The organism is Pseudomonas sp. KH_027, assembly GCF_057838565.1.
Genome location: NZ_CM174470.1, coordinates 4,306,495 through 4,328,592, shown reverse-complemented (window position 1 = coordinate 4,328,592; position 22,098 = coordinate 4,306,495). Strand labels below are relative to the sequence as shown.

20 protein-coding genes are annotated in these 22,098 nt (G+C 62.2%); 3 read left to right on the top strand and 17 right to left on the bottom strand.

Annotation, left to right across the window (positions count from 1 at the left end; genetic code table 11):
• Positions 1-57 precede the first annotated feature (57 nt).
• The 4 genes from rpoD to rpsU all read right to left on the bottom strand — a co-directional run bounded on the left by rpoD (position 58) and on the right by rpsU (position 4,706).
• The gene (gene rpoD, locus AC3IYG_RS20320; RefSeq protein WP_489311282.1) at positions 58-1,905 is read right to left on the bottom strand and encodes an RNA polymerase sigma factor RpoD; all 1,848 of its coding nucleotides are present in this window, start codon (positions 1,903-1,905) and stop codon (positions 58-60) included.
• 68 nt (positions 1,906-1,973) lie between these two features.
• The gene (gene dnaG, locus AC3IYG_RS20315) at positions 1,974-3,932 is read right to left on the bottom strand and encodes a DNA primase (RefSeq protein WP_489311281.1); all 1,959 of its coding nucleotides are present in this window, start codon (positions 3,930-3,932) and stop codon (positions 1,974-1,976) included.
• Between the two features lie 45 nt (positions 3,933-3,977).
• Entirely contained in the window at positions 3,978-4,433 is a 456-nt protein-coding gene (locus tag AC3IYG_RS20310) for a GatB/YqeY domain-containing protein (RefSeq protein WP_489311280.1), read from the bottom strand.
• A gap of 57 nt (positions 4,434-4,490) precedes the next feature.
• Positions 4,491-4,706, bottom strand: a complete 216-nt coding sequence (rpsU, locus tag AC3IYG_RS20305) for a 30S ribosomal protein S21 (RefSeq protein WP_002551877.1) — start codon at positions 4,704-4,706, stop codon at positions 4,491-4,493.
• Between the two features lie 199 nt (positions 4,707-4,905).
• Between rpsU and tsaD the strand changes: the two genes are divergently transcribed.
• Complete coding sequence (gene tsaD, locus AC3IYG_RS20300) at positions 4,906-5,931, top strand: tRNA (adenosine(37)-N6)-threonylcarbamoyltransferase complex transferase subunit TsaD (protein ID WP_489311279.1); 1,026 nt, start codon at positions 4,906-4,908, stop codon at positions 5,929-5,931.
• A 33-nt stretch (positions 5,932-5,964) separates the two neighbouring features.
• Here tsaD and plsY read toward each other — a convergent pair whose 3' ends face one another.
• Complete coding sequence (gene plsY / locus AC3IYG_RS20295; RefSeq protein WP_489311278.1) at positions 5,965-6,534, bottom strand: glycerol-3-phosphate 1-O-acyltransferase PlsY; 570 nt, start codon at positions 6,532-6,534, stop codon at positions 5,965-5,967.
• A 76-nt stretch (positions 6,535-6,610) separates the two neighbouring features.
• Here plsY and folB point away from each other — a divergent pair, with 76 nt between their 5' ends.
• Positions 6,611-6,967 carry a dihydroneopterin aldolase gene (gene folB / locus AC3IYG_RS20290; RefSeq protein ID WP_489311277.1) on the top strand — a complete coding sequence of 119 codons (357 nt, stop codon included), beginning with the start codon at positions 6,611-6,613 and terminating at the stop codon, positions 6,965-6,967.
• Positions 6,958-7,494: a 2-amino-4-hydroxy-6-hydroxymethyldihydropteridine diphosphokinase gene (gene folK / locus AC3IYG_RS20285; protein ID WP_489311276.1), complete on the top strand. Its 537-nt coding sequence runs from the start codon at positions 6,958-6,960 to the stop codon at positions 7,492-7,494. Before folB ends, folK begins: the two co-directional genes overlap by 10 nt.
• Positions 7,495-7,535: 41 nt before the next feature.
• Here folK and AC3IYG_RS20280 read toward each other — a convergent pair whose 3' ends face one another.
• The 12 genes from AC3IYG_RS20280 to AC3IYG_RS20225 form a co-directional block, all read right to left on the bottom strand.
• Positions 7,536-8,768, bottom strand: coding sequence for a multifunctional CCA addition/repair protein (locus AC3IYG_RS20280; RefSeq protein ID WP_489311275.1), 1,233 nt, complete (start codon positions 8,766-8,768; stop codon positions 7,536-7,538).
• A gap of 55 nt (positions 8,769-8,823) precedes the next feature.
• Positions 8,824-9,333: a DUF4136 domain-containing protein gene (locus tag AC3IYG_RS20275; protein ID WP_489311274.1), complete on the bottom strand. Its 510-nt coding sequence runs from the start codon at positions 9,331-9,333 to the stop codon at positions 8,824-8,826.
• A gap of 63 nt (positions 9,334-9,396) precedes the next feature.
• Entirely contained in the window at positions 9,397-10,962 is a 1,566-nt protein-coding gene (locus tag AC3IYG_RS20270; protein WP_489311273.1) for a SpoVR family protein, read from the bottom strand.
• Positions 10,963-10,973: 11 nt separating this feature from the next.
• On the bottom strand, positions 10,974-12,245 hold the full coding sequence (locus tag AC3IYG_RS20265; protein WP_489311272.1) for a YeaH/YhbH family protein: 1,272 nt from the start codon (positions 12,243-12,245) through the stop codon (positions 10,974-10,976).
• A 125-nt stretch (positions 12,246-12,370) separates the two neighbouring features.
• Positions 12,371-14,293 carry a PrkA family serine protein kinase gene (locus AC3IYG_RS20260; RefSeq protein ID WP_489311271.1) on the bottom strand — a complete coding sequence of 641 codons (1,923 nt, stop codon included), beginning with the start codon at positions 14,291-14,293 and terminating at the stop codon, positions 12,371-12,373.
• A 283-nt stretch (positions 14,294-14,576) separates the two neighbouring features.
• The gene (gene glpE, locus AC3IYG_RS20255) at positions 14,577-14,906 is read right to left on the bottom strand and encodes a thiosulfate sulfurtransferase GlpE (protein ID WP_489311270.1); all 330 of its coding nucleotides are present in this window, start codon (positions 14,904-14,906) and stop codon (positions 14,577-14,579) included.
• Positions 14,903-15,727 (bottom strand): symmetrical bis(5'-nucleosyl)-tetraphosphatase, encoded by an 825-nt coding sequence (locus tag AC3IYG_RS20250; protein WP_489311269.1) that lies wholly within the window; start codon positions 15,725-15,727, stop codon positions 14,903-14,905. The genes glpE and AC3IYG_RS20250 overlap by 4 nt, the downstream gene beginning before the upstream one ends.
• A complete protein-coding gene (apaG, locus tag AC3IYG_RS20245; protein WP_489311268.1) occupies positions 15,727-16,107 on the bottom strand; it encodes a Co2+/Mg2+ efflux protein ApaG in 381 nt (126 codons plus the stop codon). The genes AC3IYG_RS20250 and apaG overlap by 1 nt, the downstream gene beginning before the upstream one ends.
• A gap of 118 nt (positions 16,108-16,225) precedes the next feature.
• A complete protein-coding gene (gene rsmA, locus AC3IYG_RS20240; RefSeq protein WP_489311267.1) occupies positions 16,226-17,032 on the bottom strand; it encodes a 16S rRNA (adenine(1518)-N(6)/adenine(1519)-N(6))-dimethyltransferase RsmA in 807 nt (268 codons plus the stop codon).
• A complete protein-coding gene (pdxA, locus tag AC3IYG_RS20235) occupies positions 17,029-18,015 on the bottom strand; it encodes a 4-hydroxythreonine-4-phosphate dehydrogenase PdxA (RefSeq protein ID WP_489311266.1) in 987 nt (328 codons plus the stop codon). Before pdxA ends, rsmA begins: the two co-directional genes overlap by 4 nt.
• Positions 18,012-19,304 carry a peptidylprolyl isomerase gene (locus tag AC3IYG_RS20230; RefSeq protein ID WP_489311265.1) on the bottom strand — a complete coding sequence of 431 codons (1,293 nt, stop codon included), beginning with the start codon at positions 19,302-19,304 and terminating at the stop codon, positions 18,012-18,014. Before AC3IYG_RS20230 ends, pdxA begins: the two co-directional genes overlap by 4 nt.
• Positions 19,285-21,999, bottom strand: a complete 2,715-nt coding sequence (locus tag AC3IYG_RS20225) for an LPS-assembly protein LptD (protein WP_489311264.1) — start codon at positions 21,997-21,999, stop codon at positions 19,285-19,287. The genes AC3IYG_RS20230 and AC3IYG_RS20225 overlap by 20 nt, the downstream gene beginning before the upstream one ends.
• Positions 22,000-22,098: the final 99 nt, after the last annotated feature.

Here is a 22,098-nt window from a genome sequence, read left to right as displayed (position 1 = left end):
CTGCTAATTCTAAGCACTCAGAAAGCAGAACCCCCAGCTAGGCCGGGGGTTCTGGTGTTACTCGTCGAGGAAGGAGCGCAGATGCTCGCTTCTCGTCGGGTGGCGCAGCTTGCGTAGCGCCTTGGCTTCGATCTGCCGGATCCGCTCTCGGGTCACGTCGAACTGTTTACCGACTTCCTCGAGGGTGTGGTCGGTATTCATATCGATGCCGAAGCGCATGCGCAGTACCTTGGCTTCACGGGCAGTGAGGCCGGCCAGCACTTCGCGGGTCGCTTCCTTGAGGCTTTCGACCGTGGCTACATCGATCGGCGACTGCATGGTGGAGTCTTCGATGAAGTCGCCCAGGTGGGAATCTTCATCATCACCGATCGGGGTTTCCATGGAGATCGGCTCTTTGGCGATCTTCAATACCTTGCGGATCTTGTCCTCAGGCATTTCCATGCGCTCACCCAGCTCTTCCGGAGTCGGCTCGCGGCCCATCTCCTGCAGCATCTGGCGAGAGATGCGGTTGAGCTTGTTGATCGTCTCGATCATGTGCACCGGAATACGGATGGTGCGCGCCTGGTCGGCGATCGAGCGGGTGATCGCCTGGCGAATCCACCAGGTGGCGTAGGTCGAGAACTTGTAGCCGCGACGGTATTCGAACTTGTCCACCGCCTTCATCAGGCCGATGTTGCCTTCCTGGATCAGGTCGAGGAACTGCAGGCCGCGGTTGGTGTACTTCTTGGCGATCGAGATCACCAGGCGCAAGTTCGCTTCAACCATTTCTTTCTTCGCACGGCGGGCCTTGGCCTCGCCGATCGACATGCGACGGTTGATATCCTTGATCTCGGACAGCTTCAGGCCGGTATCGGCTTCAAGTGCGGCGAGCTTCTGCTGGCAGCGCTGGATGTCGGCCTGCAGGCGACCGATGGCCTCGGCGTATTTGCTCTTGCCTTTGGCCAGTTGATCGGTCCAGCTTTCGTCGATCTCATGGCTGGGGAACTGGCGCAGGAAATCGGCGCGCGGCATGCGGGCATCACGTACGCAGAGTTGCATGATGGCGCGTTCCTGGGCGCGCAGGCGCTCCAGGGCGTCGCGGACACGCACAACCAAGGCGTCGAACTGCTTGGGTACCAGCTTGATCGGCATGAACAGGTCGGCCAGCTCTTTCAGCTCGGCAATGGCTTGCTTGCTGTCACGGCCGTGCTTTTTCAGCACTTTCTTGGCTTTTTCCAGCTGTTCGGCCACCGCGCCGAAGCGTTGACGAGCGATTTCCGGATCCGGACCGCCGTCGCCTTCCTCTTCTTCCTCGGTGTCGCCTTCGGCTTCTTCGTCTTCGGTTTCAGCTTCGGCGGCAGCGCCGTCCTTGATCACCGGGACCGGTACTTCGGCGGGCGCGGCAATACCGTCATCCGGGTCGATGTAACCGCTGAGAACCTCGGCCAGTCGCCCACCTTCGGTGGTGACGCGAGTGTATTCGGCCATGATGCTGTCGACGGTACCCGGGAAATGGGCGATAGCGCCCATCACTTCGCGGATGCCTTCCTCGATGCGTTTGGCGATTTCGATTTCGCCTTCGCGAGTCAGCAGCTCCACCGTGCCCATTTCGCGCATGTACATGCGCACCGGGTCGGTGGTACGACCGATATCGGTTTCCACCGCGGCCAACGCGGCAGCGGCTTCTTCCGCGGCGGCCTCGTCGGTGTCGGCTTCAGCCAATAGCAGGGCATCCGCGTCCGGGGCGCTTTCGAAAACGTTGATCCCCATGTCGTTAATCATGCGGATGATGTCTTCCACCTGTTCCGGATCGGAAATATCCTCCGGCAGGTGGTCGTTGACCTCGGCGTAAGTCAGGTAACCCTGCTCACGACCACGGCTGATCAACTCTTTGAGGCGAGACTGTTGTTGCGCTTTTCCGGACATAACACCCTATCCACTGAAGGTCTTGGCGGGCAAAAAAACAAGCCGAGGATTATACCTGAGCAGGGACCTCACGCGCCAGTTGAGGTCGGGGTGATGGGAGTAATAGTGCGGCTGAGCAAGTCGCGCAGCTGGTCTTTTTCCTCTGCGCTCAATTCACTTTGACGTGCTTTGCGCAGCAAATGTTCCAGGCTGCGCTCGCGTTGGCGGGCTGCAAGACTGGTTATGGTGTCGAAAAACTGTTGTTCAAGGTTGTCGGCCTGAATCAGCCATTCCTTTTCGGCCAGCGCCTTGAGCAGGCGACCTTGTTCGGTGCCGTGCCAGCGAGCGATCAGTTGCAGTGAGCGTAGCTTGGGATTCTTCTGCAGGGCGCCGAGCAGGGCCACCAAGAGTTGCGCATAGGTATCGTTTTCCGCCGCGAAGTGGCTGGCGTCTTCGACCTTGTGAGCCAGTTCCGGGTGATGCAGCAGCGTGCGCAGGGCGGTCAGCGTGGGCGACTCCACCGGTGCGGCGACGCGCGGGGCTCTGGGTTGGAAGTCTGGGCGCTGGCCTTTCTTGTCCCAGGACTTTTCCCATTTCTTCTGCCCGCTGCCTTTCTGCCCGGATTTCTTCTGCCAATTCTGTTCCGGCGGTGGGCTGTAGGGTTCGTGCCCGTAGTCGGGGGCTACGTCGTAGTAGCCGTTCGGGTCGTAGCTGGGCGGTTCCTCGGTGGGTGCGGGGGCGTGCTGGATCGCCTGGCCGAGCGCCTCGCTGTTGAGGCCGGTGATTTCGCTGAGGCGCTGGCGCATCAAGGTGCGCAGGTTGGCGCCGGGTATTTTGTCGATCAGCGGTACGGCCAGGGTGGCGAGGTGCGCCTTGCCCTCCAGGGAGCGCGGGTCGGCTTCCTGGGTCAGTTGCTGGAAGAAGTAGTCGGCCAGCGGCTGTGCCTGCTGATTGATGCGGGCGCGAAAGGCGTCGGTGCCTTCGCTGCGCACCAAGGTGTCAGGGTCTTCGCCTTCCGGCAGGAACAGGAAGCGGGCGCGGCGGCCGTCTTGCAGGCTCGGCAGGGTCGACTCCAATGCGCGCCAGGCGGCGCTGCGGCCGGCCTGATCGCCGTCGAAGCAAAACAGGACGCTCGGCACGATGCGGAACAGACGCTTGAGGTGTTCTTCGCTGGTGGCGGTGCCGAGGGTGGCGACGGCGTTGCGCAAGCCCTGTTGGGCAAGGGCGATGACGTCCATGTAGCCTTCGACCACCATGACCTCGTCGAGGTCGCGGTTGCTCTTGCGCGCTTCATACAGGCCATAGAGCTCCTGGCCTTTATGGAATACCGGGGTTTCCGGCGAGTTCAGGTATTTCGGCTTGTCGTCGCCCAGCACACGGCCGCCGAAGGCAATGACGCGGCCACGGCTGTCGCGGATCGGGAAGATCACCCGGTCGCGGAAGCGGTCGTAGCGTTTGCCGCTCTCGGCGTTTTCGATCAGCAGGCCGGCATCGATCATGGCCTTTTGCTGCAGGGTGTCGCTGGCCAGGTGCTTGAGCAGGTTGTCCCAGCCGGGTGGGGCGAAACCCAGACCGAAATCGCGGGCGATCTCGCCCGACAGGCCGCGGCCTTTCAGGTAGTCCACGGCGGCTTTGCGCGTCGGGTGGCTTTTCAGCGCTTGCCGGTAGTAGTCGGCGGCGGCCGTCAGTAGCGGGTACAGTGGTGAGTCGGTCGGTTGCCGCGGTTTTTGGTTGCGGCCGGCGCTTTCTTCGCGCTGCACTTCCATGCCGGCGGACTTGGCCAGCTCCTCGACGGCCTGGACGAAGTCCAGGTTGTCGTGATCCATGATAAACCCGAGAGCATTGCCGCCGGCGCCGCAACCGAAACAGTAATAGAACTGCTTGTCCGGGCTGACGCTGAACGAGGGGGTCTTCTCTTTGTGGAACGGGCAGCAGGCGCTGAAGTTCTTGCCGGTTTTCTTCAATTGCACGCGCGAGCTGACCACGTCGACGATGTCGGTACGGTTTAGCAGGTCGTCAATAAAAGTCTGGGGTATCAGCCCGGCCATGGCGTTCTCGTAATCAGGCGAGTCGCCAGCATAGCTGCGGCGGAATCAGGAGGACAGACAGGCTTTCAATTGTTGGCTGACCAGTGCCATATCGACACGGCCTTGCACCTGAGGGCGCAATAGTGCCATCACTTTGCCCATGTCTGGCATGCCTTGGGCGCCACTTTCGACGATGGCTTGCCGGATCAGCGTACTGATCTCGCTCTCGTCCAATGGTTTTGGCATAAAGGCTTGAAGCACGACGATTTCGGCGGCTTCGACATCGGCCAGGTCTTTGCGACCGGCGTCGCTGAACTGACGCAAGGAATCGCGCCGCTGTTTGATCATCTTGTCGAGGATCAGCAGGGTGCGGGCGTCATCGACCTCGATACGCTCGTCAATTTCGATACGTTTAATATCGGCCATGGCGAGACGTAACGTCATCAGTCGAGGCTTGTCTTGGGCGCGCATGGCGTCCTTGATGGCCTCTGTGATGCAGGTCTTGATGCTGTGTTCGGTCATGCCGGGAGCCCGGCTTTGGGCCGGGCGTGGCAAAAACTGACTACGTGCGTCTGTGGATTAATACAGGCGTACGGCGCGGCGCTGTTCGCGCTGCACTTTCTTGGCGTGACGCTTGACTGCTGCTGCAGCTTTGCGTTTGCGCTCGGAAGTGGGCTTCTCGTAAAACTCGCGGCTGCGAACTTCGGCCAGAACACCGGCTTTTTCACAGGAGCGTTTGAAGCGACGCAGAGCTACGTCGAATGGTTCGTTCTCTTTAACTTTGACGGCGGGCATCCAGAGCTACCTTCGTTTATTACCGGGGTAGACGTACTCGTGGCAAATGGCGCTGGAGGACGTCGGTTTTTAAGGGTTGCGGATGTTAACGCCTCATCGCCAGGAATGCAAAGCCTCTGATCGAAAACCGCTGGCCGGAGCCTAGGTCGGAGATTATTATGCGCGCCTTCGAATTTGCCCAGGCTGAAGGGACAAACCCATGCTCGTACTGGGATTAGAAACCTCATGTGATGAAACCGGCGTCGCGCTGTATGACAGCGAGCGCGGGCTGTTGGCCGATGCGCTGTTCAGTCAGATCGACCTGCATCGCGCCTACGGCGGGGTGGTGCCGGAGCTGGCGTCGCGCGACCACGTCAAGCGTATGCTGCCGTTGATCCGTGAGGTGCTGGCTGAGTCCGGCTGTGTGCCTGGCGATATCGACGGCATTGCCTATACCGCCGGTCCCGGCCTGGTCGGGGCGTTGCTGGTCGGCGCCTCATGCGCGCAGGCGCTGGCCTTTGCCTGGGATATCCCGGCGCTGGGCGTGCACCACATGGAAGGGCACTTGTTGGCGCCGATGCTGGAAGAGCAGCCGCCGGAGTTTCCGTTCGTCGCTTTGTTGGTTTCCGGCGGGCATACCCAGTTGGTGCGCGTGGATGGCATTGGTCGTTATCAATTGCTCGGCGAGTCCCTGGACGATGCCGCCGGCGAGGCCTTCGACAAGACTGCCAAGATGATCGGCCTGGGCTATCCCGGCGGGCCGGAAATCGCCCGGCTGGCGGAAAGCGGCAGGGCAGGGCGTTTCGTTTTCCCGCGGCCGATGACTGATCGCCCTGGGCTGGATTTCAGTTTCAGCGGCTTGAAAACCTTTGCCTTGAACACCTGGCAGCAGTGCCGCAGCACTGGCGACGACGGTGAGCAAACCCGTTGCGACATCGCCCTGGCCTTCCAGCATGCGGTGGTGGAGACTCTGACCATCAAGTGTCGGCGTGCGCTGAAGCAGACCGATCTCAAGCGGCTGGTGATCGCCGGCGGCGTCAGCGCCAATCAGGCGCTGCGCCAGTCGTTGGAAAAAATGCTCGCCGAGCTCAAGGGCGAGGTCTTTTACGCGCGGCCGGCGTTTTGCACCGACAATGGCGCGATGATCGCCTATGCCGGGTGCCAGCGCCTGCAGGCCGGTCAGCATGAAGGGCCGAGCATCATGGTGCAGGCGCGCTGGCCGATGGAGCAGTTGCCGCCGCTCTGAGCGGTGAACCTGAGCCACTTTCAGCGGGTGGATTCAGAAGTGTCGTTCGCGCCCGGCCAGCAGGTCGCGTAGATTGCCGCGGTGCCGCCAGACGATCAGTGCGGTCAACGCGCACATCGGCAGGAGTGCCCCCGGTTGTTGCCACGCCAGCAGCGGCAGGGTCAGCGGTGTAGCGATCAGGGCGGCCAGCGAACTGGTGCGGGTGAGGAGAAAGGTCAGCGCCCAGGCGCCAACCGCCAGCAGCGCGGCCGGCGGGTAGAGGCCCAGCAGCATACCGGCGGCAGTGGCGACGCCCTTGCCGCCGCGCAAGTGAAAGTACAGCGGATAGAGGTGGCCGATAACCGCAGCCAGGCCAATCCAGGCTTGTTGCTGGATATTGAAGCCCAGTAGGTGCGCGATCAGGACGGGCAACAGGCCCTTGAGCAGATCGCCGAGCAAGGTCAGGATCGCCAGCTTCTTGCCCGCGACCCGCAGCATATTGGTCGCGCCGGGATTGCCCGAACCACTGGCGCGCGGATCCGGGCCACCCGCCAGACGGCTGAGCAGAATGGCGAAGGAAAGCGAGCCGAGCAGGTAGGCGAGGATCGCCAGCAACCAAAACATGGTATCCATTCCGGGGCGGGTAAGCCCCGATTCTAACGGGGCTTACCCGCCCTTGTCGTGCTGCGGAGCAGAGTGCTTGGACAGAGTGTTTATCGAAGGTCTGGAAGTCGACACCGTGATCGGTGCGTATGACTGGGAGCGTGACATTCGCCAGTGCCTGCGCCTGGACCTGAGTTTTGCCTGGGATAACCGCCTGGCGGCGGCCGGTGACGATCTGAGCAAGGCGCTCGACTATGCCAGCGTGGCGGCGCGAATCCAGGCGTTTGCCGCGCAAGCGCAGTTCATCCTGGTGGAAACCTTCGCCGAGCGCCTGGCCGAGACGCTGATGAGCGAGTTCCAGATTCCCTGGCTGCGCTTGAAGCTGACCAAGCCTGGCGCGGTGCCGGCAGCCAGTGGTGGTGTCGGTGTGGAGATCGAGCGCGGATGTCTCTGACCCCGATTCTGCTTGGCCTCGGTAGCAATATCGAGCGCGAAGCGCATCTGACCGCCGGTCTTGAGGCGCTGTCCGGCTTTCTGCAGGGCTTGCATTGCTCGCCGGTGTTCGAGAGTCAGCCGGTGGGGATCAAAAGCGGCCCCTTCTACAACCTGGTGGTGACCGCGCACACGGATTTGCCGTTGATCGAGTTGGACCGCCGTCTGAAGTTCATCGAGGCCGACAACGGCCGCTATGCGCCTGAGCGCAAGGGCCTGCCGCTGGATATCGATGTGCTGCTGTATGGCGAGCAGGTCGGCAATTTCGACGGCCTGATACTGCCGCGCGCGGAAATCCTGAAAAACGCGTTCGTGCTTTGGCCGCTGGCCCTGTTGGTGCCGCAGCGGCTGCATCCGGGGGTCGGTAAAACGTTTGCCGAACTCTGGGCCGAGGCGCGGATCGATCAGCAACTCTGGCCGGTGGCCTTCCAGTGGCGTGGCGGCGAGCTGACGCCGCCGGAGCTGAGCTTGGCGTTCCCCGCGCTATAACCGAAGCCGCGCCTACAAGGACTCTTTCCCAGAAATCTGCTTCAGGCTTTCAGCGCCTCGGCCTTGTACGCTTTGAGTGCGGTCAGGCGCTCACGCGTCAGCGCTTCTCCCAGCTCTGCACCTTTGAGGCCCTGCGCCAGTAACGGCTGAACCGTTACCGCGCGGGCTGCTTCGGCCGCGCCGCGCAGGTAGGCGGCCTGGGGGTAGTCGCGTTGCTCCAGGCCCAGACGGCCGCGGGCGTCCATTTCGCAGGCGCCGATGAACTCCTCGAAACGCGACGGCCGGCGATAGACGTCGAAGCGCTGTAGCAGCTCGAGCAGGGTTGCGGGTTTGAGCTCCAGGGCGCGATGACCGTGGGTGTGGTACTCGCCGACCAGCAGCGCCAGTTCCTGACAGTCACGCGGCGCCTTGCAGCGTTCGTTGACCGCGTGAATCAGGCGCAGGCCCTTCTGCTCGTGGGCGACATGTTGCGGCCACTCGGTTTCCGCTGTCAGGCCCTTGCCCAGGTCATGCAGCAGGCAGGCCCAGCGCACCGTCAGCGGCTGCGCATGCTCGGCGCATTGGCGCAGCACGCTGAGCACGTGGGTGCCGGTATCGATTTCCGGGTGGTGGGCGGCCGGCTGCGGCACGCCGAACAGGGCGTCGACTTCCGGCAGCAAGGCCTTGAGGGCGCCACAGCTGCGCAGCACGTCGATGAATATGTCCGGGCGTGGCTCCAGCAAGGCGCGGGACAACTCTTTCCAGCTGCGTTCGGGCGTCAGCGCCAGCAGCTCGCCGGATTCGCTGAGTTGGCGCATCAAGCCCAGGGTTTCGGCGGCGACGTGAAAACCCAGTGGCGCATAGCGGGCGGCGAAGCGAGCGACGCGCAGCACCCGCAGCGGGTCTTCGGCAAAGGCTGGAGAGACATGGCGCAGCAGGCCGGCGGCGAGGTCACGCTGGCCGCCGTAGGGGTCGTAGAGCACGCCGTGCTCGTCTTCGGCCATGGCGTTGATCGTCAGGTCGCGGCGGATCAGGTCTTCTTCGAGGGTGACCTCGGGGCTGGCATAGAAGGTGAAGCCGCCGTAGCCGCGTCCGCTTTTGCGCTCGGTACGGGCGAGGGCGTATTCCTCGCCGCTCTGCGGGTGGAGAAATACCGGGAAGTCATCCCCGACCGGGCGGAACCCCAGGGCCTGCATCGCTTCGGCCGTGGCGCCGACCACCAGCCAATCGATGTCGCTGACCGGGCGACCGAGCAAGCGGTCGCGCACTGCGCCGCCGACCTTGTAAATCTGCATGGGAAACCCCTCCGTTAGCGCGACAGCATAACCGCTGCGCCCTGAAAACGGAGGCTCAGTGGGCCTCGGGAATGTGTTGCAGTAGCGCGGCCACCGCGCGTTGTAGCTGTTCGGCGCTGTCCCAGGCGGGGCTCAGGCCGGTGCTGGCCAGCCCTTCCCAGAGTACCTGGTCGTGCAGGTCGGTTATCCGTACGCGCAGGGTGCCGGTTTCATCGTGCAGGCGGTGGATGGCCTGGTAGGTGCCGAGCGGGTTGGGTGGTGGCACATCGACGCGAAACTCCAGCGGGGTGTCGCGCACGGCCAGCCAGTAATACACCCGCAATTCGGCTTGCTGGCTTTGCTGATAACCGCGTGCGGCCAGGCCCTGGTGCAACAGCGATGCGAGTTGAGTGTAATGTTCGCGCAAAGGTAACTCGCTGCTGAGGGCTTGCTGCGGTGGCAACAACTGAAAACCATGGAGGCTCGCCAGGGCGGGCGTTGCGGCGTGCATCACGCGGATCTGCGGGATGTGGCTGGAACAGGTGGCCAGTGTCAGGCAGAGCAGCAAAACGACGAATACACGCATGGGGCGGCAAGCTCCGCGAACGATTGGTGCATGCTCGGCGGCAGCTTGCGAGCGGTCAACCGATCAAATGGGTGGGATGATCAGGTCAAGCCGTGGATAGTCGCCCGTGCTTTCCTGCTCGGATCTGGGGGGGACGTGCTGGGTCTGTACGATCTGCTCGCCGCGCACGGTTTCCAAATGGATATCGAAGCCCCACAGGCGGTGCAGGTGTTTGAGTACCTCTTCGGTGGATTCGCCGAGCGGCTTGCGATCGTGCTGCTGGTGCCGCAGGGTCAGGGAGCGGTCGCCACGCCGGTCGATGCTCCAGATCTGGATGTTGGGTTCGCGGTTGCCGAGGTTGTACTGGGCGGCGAGGGTTTCACGGATGATGCGATAACCCGGTTCGTTGTGAATCGCCGAGACCAGCAGCTCGTCCTTCTGGTCGTCATCCATGATGCTGAACAGCTTGAGGTCGCGGATCACCTTGGGGGAGAGGTACTGCAGGATGAAACTCTCATCCTTGAAGCTGTTCATGGCGAATTTCAGGGTCGTGAGCCAGTCGCTGCCGGCGATATCCGGGAACCAGTGCCGGTCCTCTTCGGTCGGTGCTTCGCAGATGCGGCGGATGTCGCGGTACATGGCAAAACCCAGGGTGTAGGGGTTGATGCCGCTGTAATGGGGGCTGTCGAATGCCGGTTGGTAGACCACGCTGGTGTGCGACTGGAGGAACTCCATCATGAAGCCGTCGGTGACCAGGCCTTCGTCATACAGGTCGTTCATGAGGGTGTAGTGCCAGAAGGTCGCCCAGCCTTCGTTCATCACCTGGGTCTGGCGTTGTGGGTAGAAGTACTGCGCGATCTTGCGCACGATGCGCACCACTTCGCGCTGCCAGGGCTCGAGCAGCGGTGCGTGTTTCTCCAGGAAATACAGGATGTTTTCCTGGGGCTCCGAGGGGAAGCGTTTGTTGTCTTTATCGCTGCCCTTGCCGGCGCCTTTGGGGATGGTGCGCCAGAGGTCGTTGATCTGCTTCTGCAGGTGTTCTTCGCGGTCTTTCTGCCGCCGCCGTTCCTCTTCGGCGGAGATCGGGTAGGGGCGTTTGTAGCGGTCCACGCCGTAGTTCATCAGGGCGTGGCAGGAGTCCAGCAGGTCTTCCACGGCATCGATGCCGTGGCGTTCCTCGCATTGCATGATGTACTGCTTGGCGAACACCAGGTAGTCGATGATCGAGCTGGCGTCGGTCCAGGTGCGGAACAGGTAGTTGCCCTTGAAGAAGCTGTTGTGCCCGTAGCAGGCATGCGCCACCACCAGGGCCTGCATGCACATGGTGTTCTCTTCCATCAGGTAGGCGATGCAGGGGTCGGAGTTGATCACGATTTCGTAGGCCAGGCCCATCTGCCCGCGAGTGTAGGATTTCTCGGTGCTGAGGAAGTGTTTGCCGTAGGACCAGTGGTGATAGCCCAGCGGCATGCCGACGGAGGCATAGGCATCCATCATCTGCTCGGCGGTAATCACTTCGATCTGATTCGGGTAGGTGTCCAGCGCATAGCCTTCGGCGATCCGGCTGATTTCGCGGTCGTAAGCGCGGATCAACTCGAAGGTCCATTCCGAGCCGGTGGAAATGGGTTGGCCTTTTTTCTCGCGTGCGCTCATGTCAGAAGACCTCATGTTACGAGCCGGCGCTGGAAGAGTTCGCGGAACACTGGGTAAATGTCCCCGGCAGACACCAGTTGCTGCTGGGCGAAGGTGTCGGCGAAGGCCTCGCCGACCTGTTCGTACTCGAACCACAGTGCCTGGTGTTCGCGCGGGGTGATCTCGACGTAGGTGAAGTACTGCACGAACGGCATGATTTGCTTGAGCAGGATGTCGCGGCAAATGGGCGAGTCATCGTTCCAGTTGTCACCGTCCGAGGCCTGGGCGGCGTAGATGTTCCATTCGTTGATCGGGTAGCGCTCGGCCATGACCTCCTGCATCAGCTTGAGGGCGCTGGAAACGATGGTGCCGCCGGTTTCCCGGGAGTAGAAGAACTCTTCCTCGTCGACCTCACGGGCGCTGGTGTGGTGGCGTATGAACACCACCTCGATCTTCTCGTAGTTCCGCTTGAGGAACAGGTACAGGAGGATGAAGAAGCGCTTGGCGATGTCCTTGGTGGCTTGGGTCATGGAGCCGGAGACGTCCATCAGGCAGAACATCACGGCCTTGGAGCTGGGGTTCGGATGCTTGACCAGCAGGTTGTACTTGAGGTCGAAGGTGTCGAGAAAGGGGACTTTTTTGATCCGCGCGCGTAGGCGGACTATTTCCGCTTCCGTGAGCTGAATGTCGGCGAAGTTGTCAGGTTCTTCGCGTTTAAGGCGCTCCAGTTCGAGCTCGGTTAAGTGCAGTTTGAGGCGGCTGCTGCCGGACAGCGCGATACGCCGTGCATGGGCCGACCTGAGGGTGCGGACGATATTGATCCGTGAAGGGTTGCCTTCGTTGCTGATCCCCGCGCGTACGGTCTTGAAGGTGTCGCTGCCGCTCAGGTGGCGTTTTACCAGGTTGGGCAGTTCCAGGTCCTCGAACATAAAGTCGAGAAACTCCTCCTGGGTGATCTGGAAGACGAACTCGTCCATGCCTTCGCCGGAGTTGCTGGCCTTGCCGGCCCCCTTGCCGCCGCCACCGCCGCTTGGGCGCGGGATGCGCTCGCCGGTGGTGAACTCCTTGTTGCCCGGATGCACCACGGTTTGCTTGCCGCCCCGGCCGTGATGCAACAACGGCTCGTCGATATCGCGACCGGGAATGCTGATCTGTTCGCCGTGCTCCATGTCGGTTATGGAGCGGCGGCTGACGGCTTCTTCCACCGCCTTCTTGATGTGATCACGATAACGCCGCAGAAAGCGCTGGCGGTTCACCGTGCTCTTGTTCTTGCCGTTCAGGCGTCGGTCGATCACATAACTCATGGGCGCTCCTTAGAGCCTGTTCAATATCCACTGCGCTCGCGGCGAGCTTGAACCGGCTCTTGGAGCCTGCGTCCGTGATGGGCGCAGGCTCTGCGGCAACAACGACCGGGCGGGCCGGTGGCGGCTTACTGCGACTTTCTGACCCGCAGGTACCACTCGGACAACAGGCGAACCTGCTTGTCGGTGTAGCCGCGCTCGACCATGCGGGAGACAAAGTCGTTGTGTTTCTGTTGATCCTCCTTGCTCGCCTTGGCATTGAAGCTGATGACCGGCAGCAGGTCCTCGGTGTTGGAGAACATTTTCTTCTCGATCACTACGCGCAGTTTCTCGTAGCTGAGCCAGGTCGGGTTCTTACCGTTGTTGTTGGCGCGGGCACGCAGCACGAAGTTGACGATTTCGTTGCGGAAGTCTTTCGGGTTGCTGATCCCGGCCGGTTTCTCGATCTTCTCCAGTTCCTCGTTGAGGGCCACGCGGTTGAGGATTTCGCCGGTTTCCGGGTCGCGGTATTCCTGATCCTGAATCCAGAAGTCGGCGTACAGCACGTAGCGGTCGAAGATGTTCTGGCCGTACTCGCTGTAGGACTCCAGGTAGGCGGTCTGGATTTCCTTGCCGATGAACTCGATATAGCGCGGCGCCAGGTATTCCTTGATGTAGCGCAGGTAGCGCTCGCGCACCTCGGCCGGGAATTGTTCCTGCTCGATCTGCTGTTCCAGCACATACAGCAGGTGCACCGGGTTGGCGGCGATTTCGTGCGGGTCGAAGTTGAACACCTTGGAGAGGATCTTGAAGGCGAAGCGGGTCGATAGCCCGTTCATGCCTTCGTCGACACCGGCGCTGTCGCGGTATTCCTGGATCGACTTGGCCTTGGGATCGGTGTCCTTGAGGTTTTCGCCGTCGTAGACGCGCATCTTCGAGTAGACGTTGGAATTGTCCGGCTCCTTCAGGCGCGAGAGCACCGAGAACTGCGCCAGCATCTTCAGGGTGTCCGGGGCGCAATGGGCCTTGGCCAGCGAGCTGTTGAACAGCAGCTTGTCGTAAATCTTGATCTCGTCGCTGACGCGCAGGCAGTAGGGCACCTTGACGATGTAGATCCGGTCGATGAAGGCTTCGTTGTTCTTGTTGTTGCGGAAGCTGTGCCATTCCGATTCGTTGGAGTGGGCCAGCAGGATGCCGCTGAACGGCAGGCCGCCCAGGCCCTCGGTGCTGTTGTAGTTGCCTTCCTGGGTGGCGGTCAGCAGCGGGTGCAGGACCTTGATTGGTGCCTTGAACATCTCGACGAACTCCATCAGCCCCTGGTTGGCGCGGCACAGGGCGCCGGAGTAGCTGTAGGCGTCGGCGTCGTTCTGCGGGAAGTCCTCTAGCTTGCGGATGTCGACCTTGCCGACCAGGGCGGAGATATCCTGGTTGTTTTCATCGCCGGGTTCGGTTTTGGCGATGGCGATCTGGTTAAGGATCGACGGGTAGAGTTTGACCACGCGGAACTGGCTGATATCGCCGCCGAACTCAGTCAGGCGTTTGGTGGCCCAGGGCGAGATCACCGTGCTCAGGTAGCGCCGCGGAATGCCGAAGTCCTCTTCGAGGATCGCGCCGTCCTCGGTGGTATTGAACAGTCCCAATGGCGACTCGAACACCGGCGAGCCCTTGATCGCGTAGAAGGGCACCTTTTCCATCAGTTGTTTGAGCTTTTCCGCCAGGGAGGACTTGCCGCCGCCCACCGGCCCGAGCAGGTAGAGGATCTGTTTCTTCTCTTCCAGGCCTTGGGCGGCATGGCGGAAGAAGGACACGATCTGGTCGATGCACTCTTCCATGCCGTGGAAGTCTTCGAAGGCCGGATAGCGGCGAATCACCTTGTTGGAGAAAATTCGCGAGAGTCGCGAATTGTTCGAGGTGTCGAGCAATTCCGGTTCGCCAATGGCCAGCAGCAGGCGTTCCGCCGCCGTGGCATAGGTGCTGCGGTCCTGCTTGCACAGCTCAAGGTATTCCTGAAGGGAATACTCCTCCTGGCGGGTTGCTTCGAAACGCTGTTGGAAGTGGCTGAAAATACTCATGACGTCACCTCGCTTGATGCTCGGAACCGGCGCGGGATCGGTCGTGCGGGTGCTGGCAACCTGCCGACGAGTCGGCGGGTGAGAATCCCCCAGAACACCTAAAAGGTCGCTGCCGATAGCCCGGAAGCCGGTGTGCCGGCTCTCCCCTATTTTGGATGGCCTGGGGGTAAGGATAGTTCGGAATTGGCAAGGTCAAGGGCTGACGAACGATAAGTCGGAATTACCGTTCGTCAGAGTAGGGCGGGAGCCCAGTGCTGGCGCGGGATCGCCATGCAGAAATTTTTTATTCGGTCGGCTCGCTGGCGGTCTCGGCCGGGAAGGTCGCGCGCCACAGCTCGAAGCCACCATCCAGGCTGTAAACCTCGGAAAAGCCTTGGCTGACCAGATAGGCCGCGGCGCTCTGGCTGGAGTTGCCGTGGTAACAGGTGACGATCAGCGGCTGGTCGAGGTCGGCCTTGGCGATGAAGTCGTGCAGCGAGTGGTTGTCCAGGTGCCGCGAGCCGCTGATATGGCCCATGGCAAAGCTCTGCGGGTCACGCACGTCGACCACCACTGCGCCTTGCTCGCGCAGGGCCTGGGCTTGTTCGGGGGGGATGCGTTTGAAGTCATTCATGGATGGTTCTCCGTGCAGTCGCAGTGGTGTCGCTCGCCGCTGTCGACATTCAATAAGGTCATGGCCCCGCCCCACACACAGCCGGTGTCGAGGGCGAACAGACCGGGCTCATTGCATTGGCCTTCCAGCGCGGCCCAGTGCCCGAAGATCAGTTTCTGCCCACGGGTCTTGCGCCCGGCGTAGCTGAACCAGGGCGCGTAGCCGGGTGGGGCGCTGTCGAGGCCTTCTTTGCTCTTCAGGTCGAGGCTGCCGTCGGCGGTGCAAAAACGCATGCGGGTGAAGTAATTGGTGATCACCCGCAGACGGGTCACGCCTTTGAGGTCCTTGTCCCACTTGGTCGGCTCGTTGCCATACATACCGTCGAGGAACAGCGGCAGGCGGGCATCGTCGAGCAGCGCTTCTTCGACCTCGGCGGCGCATCTGAGGGCCTTCTTCAGTGTCCACTGCGGAGGGATGCCGGCATGCACCAGGACGATGTCGCGCTCGGCGTCATAATGCAGCAGCTTTTGTCGCCGCAGCCAGTCGAGCAGGTCGTCGCGATCAGGCGCTTCGAGGATCTCGCGCAGGGTGTCGGCTTTCTTCAGGCGTTCGATGTTGTGCGCCACCGCCAGCAGGTGCAGGTCGTGGTTGCCCAGCACGCACACCAGCGAGTCGCGCATGGCGTAGAGAAAGCGCAGGGTTTCCAGCGACTGCGGGCCACGGTTGACCAGGTCGCCAACCAGCCAGAGACGGTCTTCGGCGGGGTTGAAGGCGACACGTTGCAGCAGGCATTGCAGGGGTTGCAGGCAGCCTTGCAGGTCGCCGACCGCGTACACCGTCATCAGTGCAGGGCTCCGGGCACGGCCAGGCGGAACGGTGCGATGATGGCGTCGAAGCGTTTGCCGTCATCGGCGAGCATCTGATAACTGCCCTGCATGGTGCCGACGCGGGTGCCCATCACGGTGCCGCTGCTGTACGTGTGGCTTTGTCCGGCTTCGATCAGCGGTTGCTGGCCAATCACGCCGGGGCCGCGGACTTCCTGGACACGGCCATCGCCGTCGGTAATCAGCCAGTAGCGTGACAGCAGCTTGGTAGCCAGTTGGCCGTTGTTGTGGATGGTCACGGTGTAGGCGAACGCAAAGCGGTTCTGCTCCGGCTGCGACTGCTCCGGGAGAAAGCGGGTGACGACGCTGACGTCGACCTGATAGCGGGGATCGGACATGCGAATGGCTCTGATAGCGGAACGGCCGGAAGTCGAGTTTAGTGCGCGGCCTGAAAAATAACTGTTCAATTTTGCCGAGTGCAGGCTTGAACGTATTTCCCCCGCCGCGCCGCAGGACCTACTCGGCGCTCGTCTGCTCGCACAGTTTGTCCGCCAGGCGCACAAAGGCGGCCAGGTCCAGCTGCTCGGGGCGCAAGCTGCCATCGACATTGGCGGCGTCGATCTGGTCGCTGCTGAGCAGGGCCTTGAGCGTGTTGCGCAGCGTTTTACGGCGCTGATTGAACGCCTCGCGCACCACGCGCTCGAGTTGCCGGTGGTCTTTCGCCGGGTGCGGCAGGGTTGCATGCGGCACCAGACGAACGATGGCCGAGTCGACCTTGGGCGCGGGCTTGAAGGCCCCGGAGCCGACGTTGAACAGGTGCTCCACCTGGCAGTGGTACTGCACCATGATCGACAGCCGGCCCCAGTCGCCGCCGCCGGGCGTCGCCGCCAGGCGCTCGACCACTTCCTTCTGCAGCATGAAGTGCATGTCGCGGATCAGCGCAGCATGCTCGAGCAGATGGAAGATCAGTGGTGTGGAGATGTTGTAGGGTAGGTTGCCCACCACCCGCAAGCTATGCGCTCCAGGATTCAGGCTGGCGAAGTCGAACTTCAGCGCATCGCCCTGGTGCAGGGTGAAGTTGGGGTTCGCTTCGAATTTGTGTTTCAGCAGCGGGATCAGATCGAGGTCCAGCTCCACTACATCCAAATGTGCACCGCTGGATAGCAGCCCCTCGGTGAGGGCGCCTTGCCCTGGGCCGATCTCCAGCAGGCGTTCGCCTGGGCGTGCGTGAATGGCCCGCAGGATGCGGTGAATGACCCCGGCATCATGCAAAAAATTCTGGCCGAAGCGCTTACGCGCACGGTGTTGGTAGTGCTCAGTCATAGGTTCTCGGCCATCTGGTAGGCGGTTTCCAGTGCGACCTGCAGGCTGCCGGTGTCGATCTTGCCGCTGCCGGCAAGATCCAGCGCGGTGCCGTGATCGACCGAGGTGCGGATGATCGGCAGGCCCAGGGTCACATTGACGGCGGCGCCGAAGCCTTTGTACTTCAGCACCGGCAGCCCCTGGTCGTGGTACATCGCCAGCACTGCGTCGCAGTGCTCCAGATATTTGGGGGTGAAAAGGGTGTCGGCCGGCAGCGGGCCAATCAGGTTCAGGCCGTCGCTGCGCAGGCGTTCCAGTGTGGGTTCGATGACGTCGAGCTCTTCGCGACCGAGGTGGCCGCCTTCACCGGCGTGCGGGTTCAGGCCGCAGACCAGGATGCGTGGCGCAGCGATGCCGAACTTGCTGACCAGGTCGGCGTGGAGGATGCGTGTGACCCGCTCCAGGCGTTCGGCGGTAATGGCCGCGGCCACGTCCTTGAGCGGTAGGTGCGTGGTCACCAGGGCGACGCGCAAGCCGCGGGTTGCCAGGAGCATCACCACTTGCGCGGTGTGGGTGAGGTCGGCGAGAAACTCGGTGTGGCCGGAGAAGGCAATGCCGGCCTCGTTGATCACGCCCTTGTGCACCGGGGCGGTGATCATCCCGGCGAAGTCGCCGTTGACGCAGCCTTGGCCGGCGCGGGTCAGGGTTTCCAGCACATAGGCGGCATTGGCCGGATCGAGCTGGCCGGATTCCACCTTCGCGCGCAAAGGCGTATCCCAGACGTACAGGCTGCCGGCGGGTGCCGGGACATCCGGCCAGGCGTCCGGCGCGACCGCCAACAAGTGTACGTTCAACGCCAACTGCGCGGCCCGCTCGACGAGCAGGTCACGGCTGGCGATTGCGATCAGGGGGTGGGGTTGTGCATGGCTGGCGAGCAGCAGGCACAGGTCGGGACCTATGCCGGCAGGCTCGCCGGGCGTCAGAGCGAAGCGCTGTGGGCTCACAGCTTGGTTTCTACGTAGGCCTCGTCGCGGATTTGGCGCAACCAGGCTTGCAGTTCTTCGTCGTATTTGCGGTTGCGCAGTACGTTCAGCGCCTGCTGTTCACGGAACTCTTCGCTGCTGTCGGTGGCGCGGCGGCCAATGACCTGCAGTACGTGCCAGCCATAGGGGCTCTTGAACGGTTTCGACAGTTCGCCACTGGCGGTGGTCGCCATCACTGCACGGAACTCAGGAACCAAAGCGTTCGGGTCGATCCAGTTGAGGTCGCCGCCGTTCAAGGCCGAGCCCGGGTCTTCGGAGAAGCTCTTCGCCAGTTCGGCAAAGTCTTCGCCCGCGAGGATGCGCTCATACAGGCGTTCGGCCAGGCGCTGGGTCTCGGCTTCGCTGCGGATTTCGCTCGGCTTGATCAAGATGTGGCGCACATGCACTTCGTCCTTCACCTGGGAACCGCCACCGCGCTTCTCCAGCAGCTTGAGAATGATGAAGCCGCCGGGCGTGCGTACTGGTTCGGTCACTTCGCCAACGGCCAGAGCCGCGATCATGTTGTCGAACGGTGGCGGCATCTGCCCGGCTTTGCGCCAGCCCATTTCGCCGCCTTCCAGGGCAGTCTCGCTGGCAGAGCGTGCGATCGCCAGTTGCGCGAAGTCAGCACCTTGCTTGAGCTGCTGATAGAGCTCCTGCGCTTGACGGTCGGCCGCTTGAATGGTTTCCGGCGAGGAGCTTTCCGGCACTGGAATCAGGATGTTGGCCAGGCGGAATTCTTCCGAGAGCTGCATTTTGCCCAGGTCGGAGGCGAGAAAGTTCTGCACTTCCTGGTCGGTCACTTGAATGCGCTCGGCCACGCGACGTTGCCGTACACGGCTGATGACCATTTCCCGGCGCACCTGGTCGCGGGCGTCGTCGTAGGACAGGCCGTCCTGGGCCAGCGCCGCACGGAACTGCTCGACGCTCATGTTATTGCGCTGGGCAATGGTGCCGATCGCCTGGTTCAGCTCTTCGTCGGTGATGCGGATGCCCGAGCGATCACCGATTTGCAGCTGGATGTTCTCGATGATCAGGCGTTCCAGCACCTGCTGGCTCAGGACATGCTCGGGCGGCAAGGCCGCGCCGCGCTTGGCGATGGTTTGTTGCACCTCGCGCAGCCGGTTGTCGAGCTGGCTCTGCATGATCACGTCGCTATCGACGATGGCCACGACGCGGTTGATGGATTGCACTTCGGCATGCGCCGCAGTACTCAGAAGCACTGCGCCCAGCAACAGCGGGCGCAGACAATCAGTAAGCTTGGTCTTCACGTTCACGGTAACCTTGAATGCCTTGGTCGAGGAAACCCTCTACCTTGTTGCCGACGACGCCACCGAGGCCCTTCAGCACGATTTGCAGGAAGATCCCGCGGTCGCCTTGCTCGTCACGGTTGAGTGCGAACTCGTCGTACTCGACCCAGTAACGGTTGATCAGGCGCAACTTCCAGCAGCAGCTGTCGTATTCAAAACCACCAAAGGCTTCGAGCGTGCGGCTCTGGTTGTAGTCGAACTGCCAGCGCGCAATCGCGCTCCACTGCGGAACGACCGGCCAGATGATCGAGAAGTCGGACTGGTCGATTTTGTACTCTTCGCCGCCGAACTCGAACTCACCGGTGTTCGGGTTGAAGCGCTTGGTGTCGTTGCGGTAGCGGTAGCCGGCGTTGACGATCTTGCCCGGCTCGGCTTCCGGCTGGTAATGGAACATCAGGTTGCCCGAGCGGGTTTCGCCCTGGTCGGGATCCCAGTTGTAGTCGGAGGACAGGCGCCAGTCGCGGTTGAAGCGATATTGACCGGTCAGGGCGTACGGCGAGGTGGAGGCAGTCTCTTTCTCGGTGATACCCGGCAGCTGCACGCGGCGGTCTTCGAAGTAGAAGATCTGGCCGACGGCAACGCGGGCGCGTTCGAAGCCATCCGGCTCGATAAAGCGGCTGGCGGTGCCGAGCGACAGCTGGTTGGCATCGCCGATGCGGTCCTTGCTCGAGAAGCGGTTCTCGCGCCACAGGGAGTTGTAGCTGAAGGTGGTTTCGCTGGTGTCGAAGACCGGGATGTCCGACTGGTCGCGGAACGGCACGTTCAGGTAGTACAGGCGCGGTTCCAGGGTCTGGCGGAACGGGCTGCCGAAGAGCGTGGTGTTGCGGTCGAAATACAGGCCGCCGTCCAGGCTGTAGAGCGGAACGCCGCGATCCTGATTGCTCTCGAAGCTCTGGCCGGCGGCGAGGGTGTTTTTACCCCGCTGGTCCAGGTCCAGGCTGTAGTCGGTGTAGAGGTATTTGACCGTCGGTTTGACGAAGCCCCAGTTCCAGTTCAGCGGCAGGCCGACGCCTGGCTCCAGATGGGCGCGGTCGCCGGTGGTACGCGTCAGCCCACGCAGGTTGCTGTCCGGGCTTGCCGTGCCTTCGAATACATATTCATCCAGATTACGGTCGAAACGTACGAACTCGGTGCCGTAGGTGAAGTTCAAGCCACCCGGCTGGAACGGCAGGGCGCCATTGAAGGTGACCTGTGGCAGTCGGTCGTAAGGCGTGACGTCCGTGACCGTGGCCAGCTCGTAGGCATGCACATTGAGTCGCGCGGTGTAACTGTCGCCCCGGTAGGTCAGGCTGCCTTGCTGGTCGACGAAGGTCTGGTTGCTGACATCCAGGTCGGTTTCCAGGTCCTGGAAGTAGTACGGGTCGCTGATCTTGGTGTAATCGACTTCGCTGAGCAGGCGCGAGTCCAGGCCGCCCTTGTGTTGCCAGTTATAGAGGTAGCGCTGGTCTTCGTACTTCGGCTCGTCCTTGCGCTCGTCTTCCTGGTCATCCAGATAAGAGGCGCCCAGTTGCCCTTCGCTGCTTTTGGTCAGGTAGCGGAACTCGCCTTCCATCATCAGGCCGCGTTCGCTCATGTAGCGCGGGTAGAGGGTGGCGTCGTAGTTCGGCGCGAGGTTGAAGTAATAAGGCGTGACCAGCATGAAGCCGGTGTCGCTGGACGTGCCGATGCTCGGCGGCAAGAAGCCGGACTGGCGACGGTCGTCGATCGGGAAATAGATGTACGGCGTGTAAAAGACGGGGATGTCCTTCACTCGCAGGGTCACGTTGGTGGCCGTGCCGAAACCGGTGGCCGGGTTCAGCGTGATGTTGTTGCCTTTCAGGTTCCAGGCGTTGCTGCCCGGTTCGCAGCGGGTGTAGGTGCCATCCTTGAGGCGGATGATGGCGTCTTCCTGGCGCTTGGCGTACAGCGCATTGCCGCGAACATTGGCCTTGTGCAGCACATATTCGGCGTTATCGATCTTGGCTTCGCCGTTGTCCAGCTGCAGCTCGGCGTGATCGCCGACGACCAGTGCGCCGTTATCGCGCAGCCTGACGTTGCCGTTCAGCTCGCCACGGTTCTCGGCTTGCAGCAAGCTGGCCTCGTCGGCTTCGACTTGCATGCTGCCCTGGCGCAGCACCACATCGCCGGCCAGGGTCGCGACCTGTTGTTCCTGCTCGTAGCGCGAAGCTTTGGCGGACACGAACATCGGCGCTTCTTTGAGCGGTGTCTCATCGCTCATGCCGGGGCGGGTCGGCTCGATATAGGCGCCGGCGCAGTAGGGGCCGGTTTCGGCCAGTTGGGCAGCGGTGAGTTTGTCGCGTGGCACCCAGTCCAAGTGGCTGAAGTCAGCGCTACGGGTCGCCAGGCCTTTGCCTTCGCTCTCGGTAACCAGTTTGGGCGTTGGCCCTTCGCTGGTGGCCGCAGCTGCAGCGGTGCCGGGCTTCTCAGCGGCAGTGCCGACCGTCGAACTCACCGCGCCGGTGCTGTGCACAGGGCGTGGCGGGAGCGCGGTGGTGTCCGTTTTCGGCGTGCAGGCCCAACCGCCAGAGGCGGACACCTGGCAGTCGAACTGCTCGGCGGCGACCACATATTGAGTGGCAACGGGTTGCAAGGCCAATAGACTGCCGGTAACCAGCAGCGGAAATTTTTTGCGGAACGCGGGGTATTTTGCTGCCATCTTGTAGTCCGGGCTTCCTGCGCGCAATCGGCCCGCTAGGACCGCACGCCTCTCGATGGGCTGAAAAAGATGCTGGATAATAAAGCATGACCCGCACAA

What these genes read in the sequence shown, in the direction of transcription:
- rpoD (WP_489311282.1), bottom strand. Translation starts at nt 1,905, where the DNA reads ATGTCCGGAAAAGCGCAACAACAGTCTCGCCTCAAAGAGTTGATCAGC.
- dnaG (WP_489311281.1), bottom strand. Translation starts at nt 3,932, where the DNA reads ATGGCCGGGCTGATACCCCAGACTTTTATTGACGACCTGCTAAACCGT.
- AC3IYG_RS20310 (WP_489311280.1), bottom strand. Translation starts at nt 4,433, where the DNA reads ATGACCGAACACAGCATCAAGACCTGCATCACAGAGGCCATCAAGGAC.
- rpsU (WP_002551877.1), bottom strand. Translation starts at nt 4,706, where the DNA reads ATGCCCGCCGTCAAAGTTAAAGAGAACGAACCATTCGACGTAGCTCTG.
- tsaD (WP_489311279.1), top strand. Translation starts at nt 4,906, where the DNA reads ATGCTCGTACTGGGATTAGAAACCTCATGTGATGAAACCGGCGTCGCG.
- plsY (WP_489311278.1), bottom strand. Translation starts at nt 6,534, where the DNA reads ATGTTTTGGTTGCTGGCGATCCTCGCCTACCTGCTCGGCTCGCTTTCC.
- folK (WP_489311276.1), top strand. Translation starts at nt 6,958, where the DNA reads ATGTCTCTGACCCCGATTCTGCTTGGCCTCGGTAGCAATATCGAGCGC.
- AC3IYG_RS20280 (WP_489311275.1), bottom strand. Translation starts at nt 8,768, where the DNA reads ATGCAGATTTACAAGGTCGGCGGCGCAGTGCGCGACCGCTTGCTCGGT.
- AC3IYG_RS20275 (WP_489311274.1), bottom strand. Translation starts at nt 9,333, where the DNA reads ATGCGTGTATTCGTCGTTTTGCTGCTCTGCCTGACACTGGCCACCTGT.
- AC3IYG_RS20270 (WP_489311273.1), bottom strand. Translation starts at nt 10,962, where the DNA reads ATGAGCGCACGCGAGAAAAAAGGCCAACCCATTTCCACCGGCTCGGAA.
- AC3IYG_RS20265 (WP_489311272.1), bottom strand. Translation starts at nt 12,245, where the DNA reads ATGAGTTATGTGATCGACCGACGCCTGAACGGCAAGAACAAGAGCACG.
- AC3IYG_RS20260 (WP_489311271.1), bottom strand. Translation starts at nt 14,293, where the DNA reads ATGAGTATTTTCAGCCACTTCCAACAGCGTTTCGAAGCAACCCGCCAG.
- glpE (WP_489311270.1), bottom strand. Translation starts at nt 14,906, where the DNA reads ATGAATGACTTCAAACGCATCCCCCCCGAACAAGCCCAGGCCCTGCGC.
- AC3IYG_RS20250 (WP_489311269.1), bottom strand. Translation starts at nt 15,727, where the DNA reads ATGACGGTGTACGCGGTCGGCGACCTGCAAGGCTGCCTGCAACCCCTG.
- apaG (WP_489311268.1), bottom strand. Translation starts at nt 16,107, where the DNA reads ATGTCCGATCCCCGCTATCAGGTCGACGTCAGCGTCGTCACCCGCTTT.
- rsmA (WP_489311267.1), bottom strand. Translation starts at nt 17,032, where the DNA reads ATGACTGAGCACTACCAACACCGTGCGCGTAAGCGCTTCGGCCAGAAT.
- AC3IYG_RS20225 (WP_489311264.1), bottom strand. Translation starts at nt 21,999, where the DNA reads ATGGCAGCAAAATACCCCGCGTTCCGCAAAAAATTTCCGCTGCTGGTT.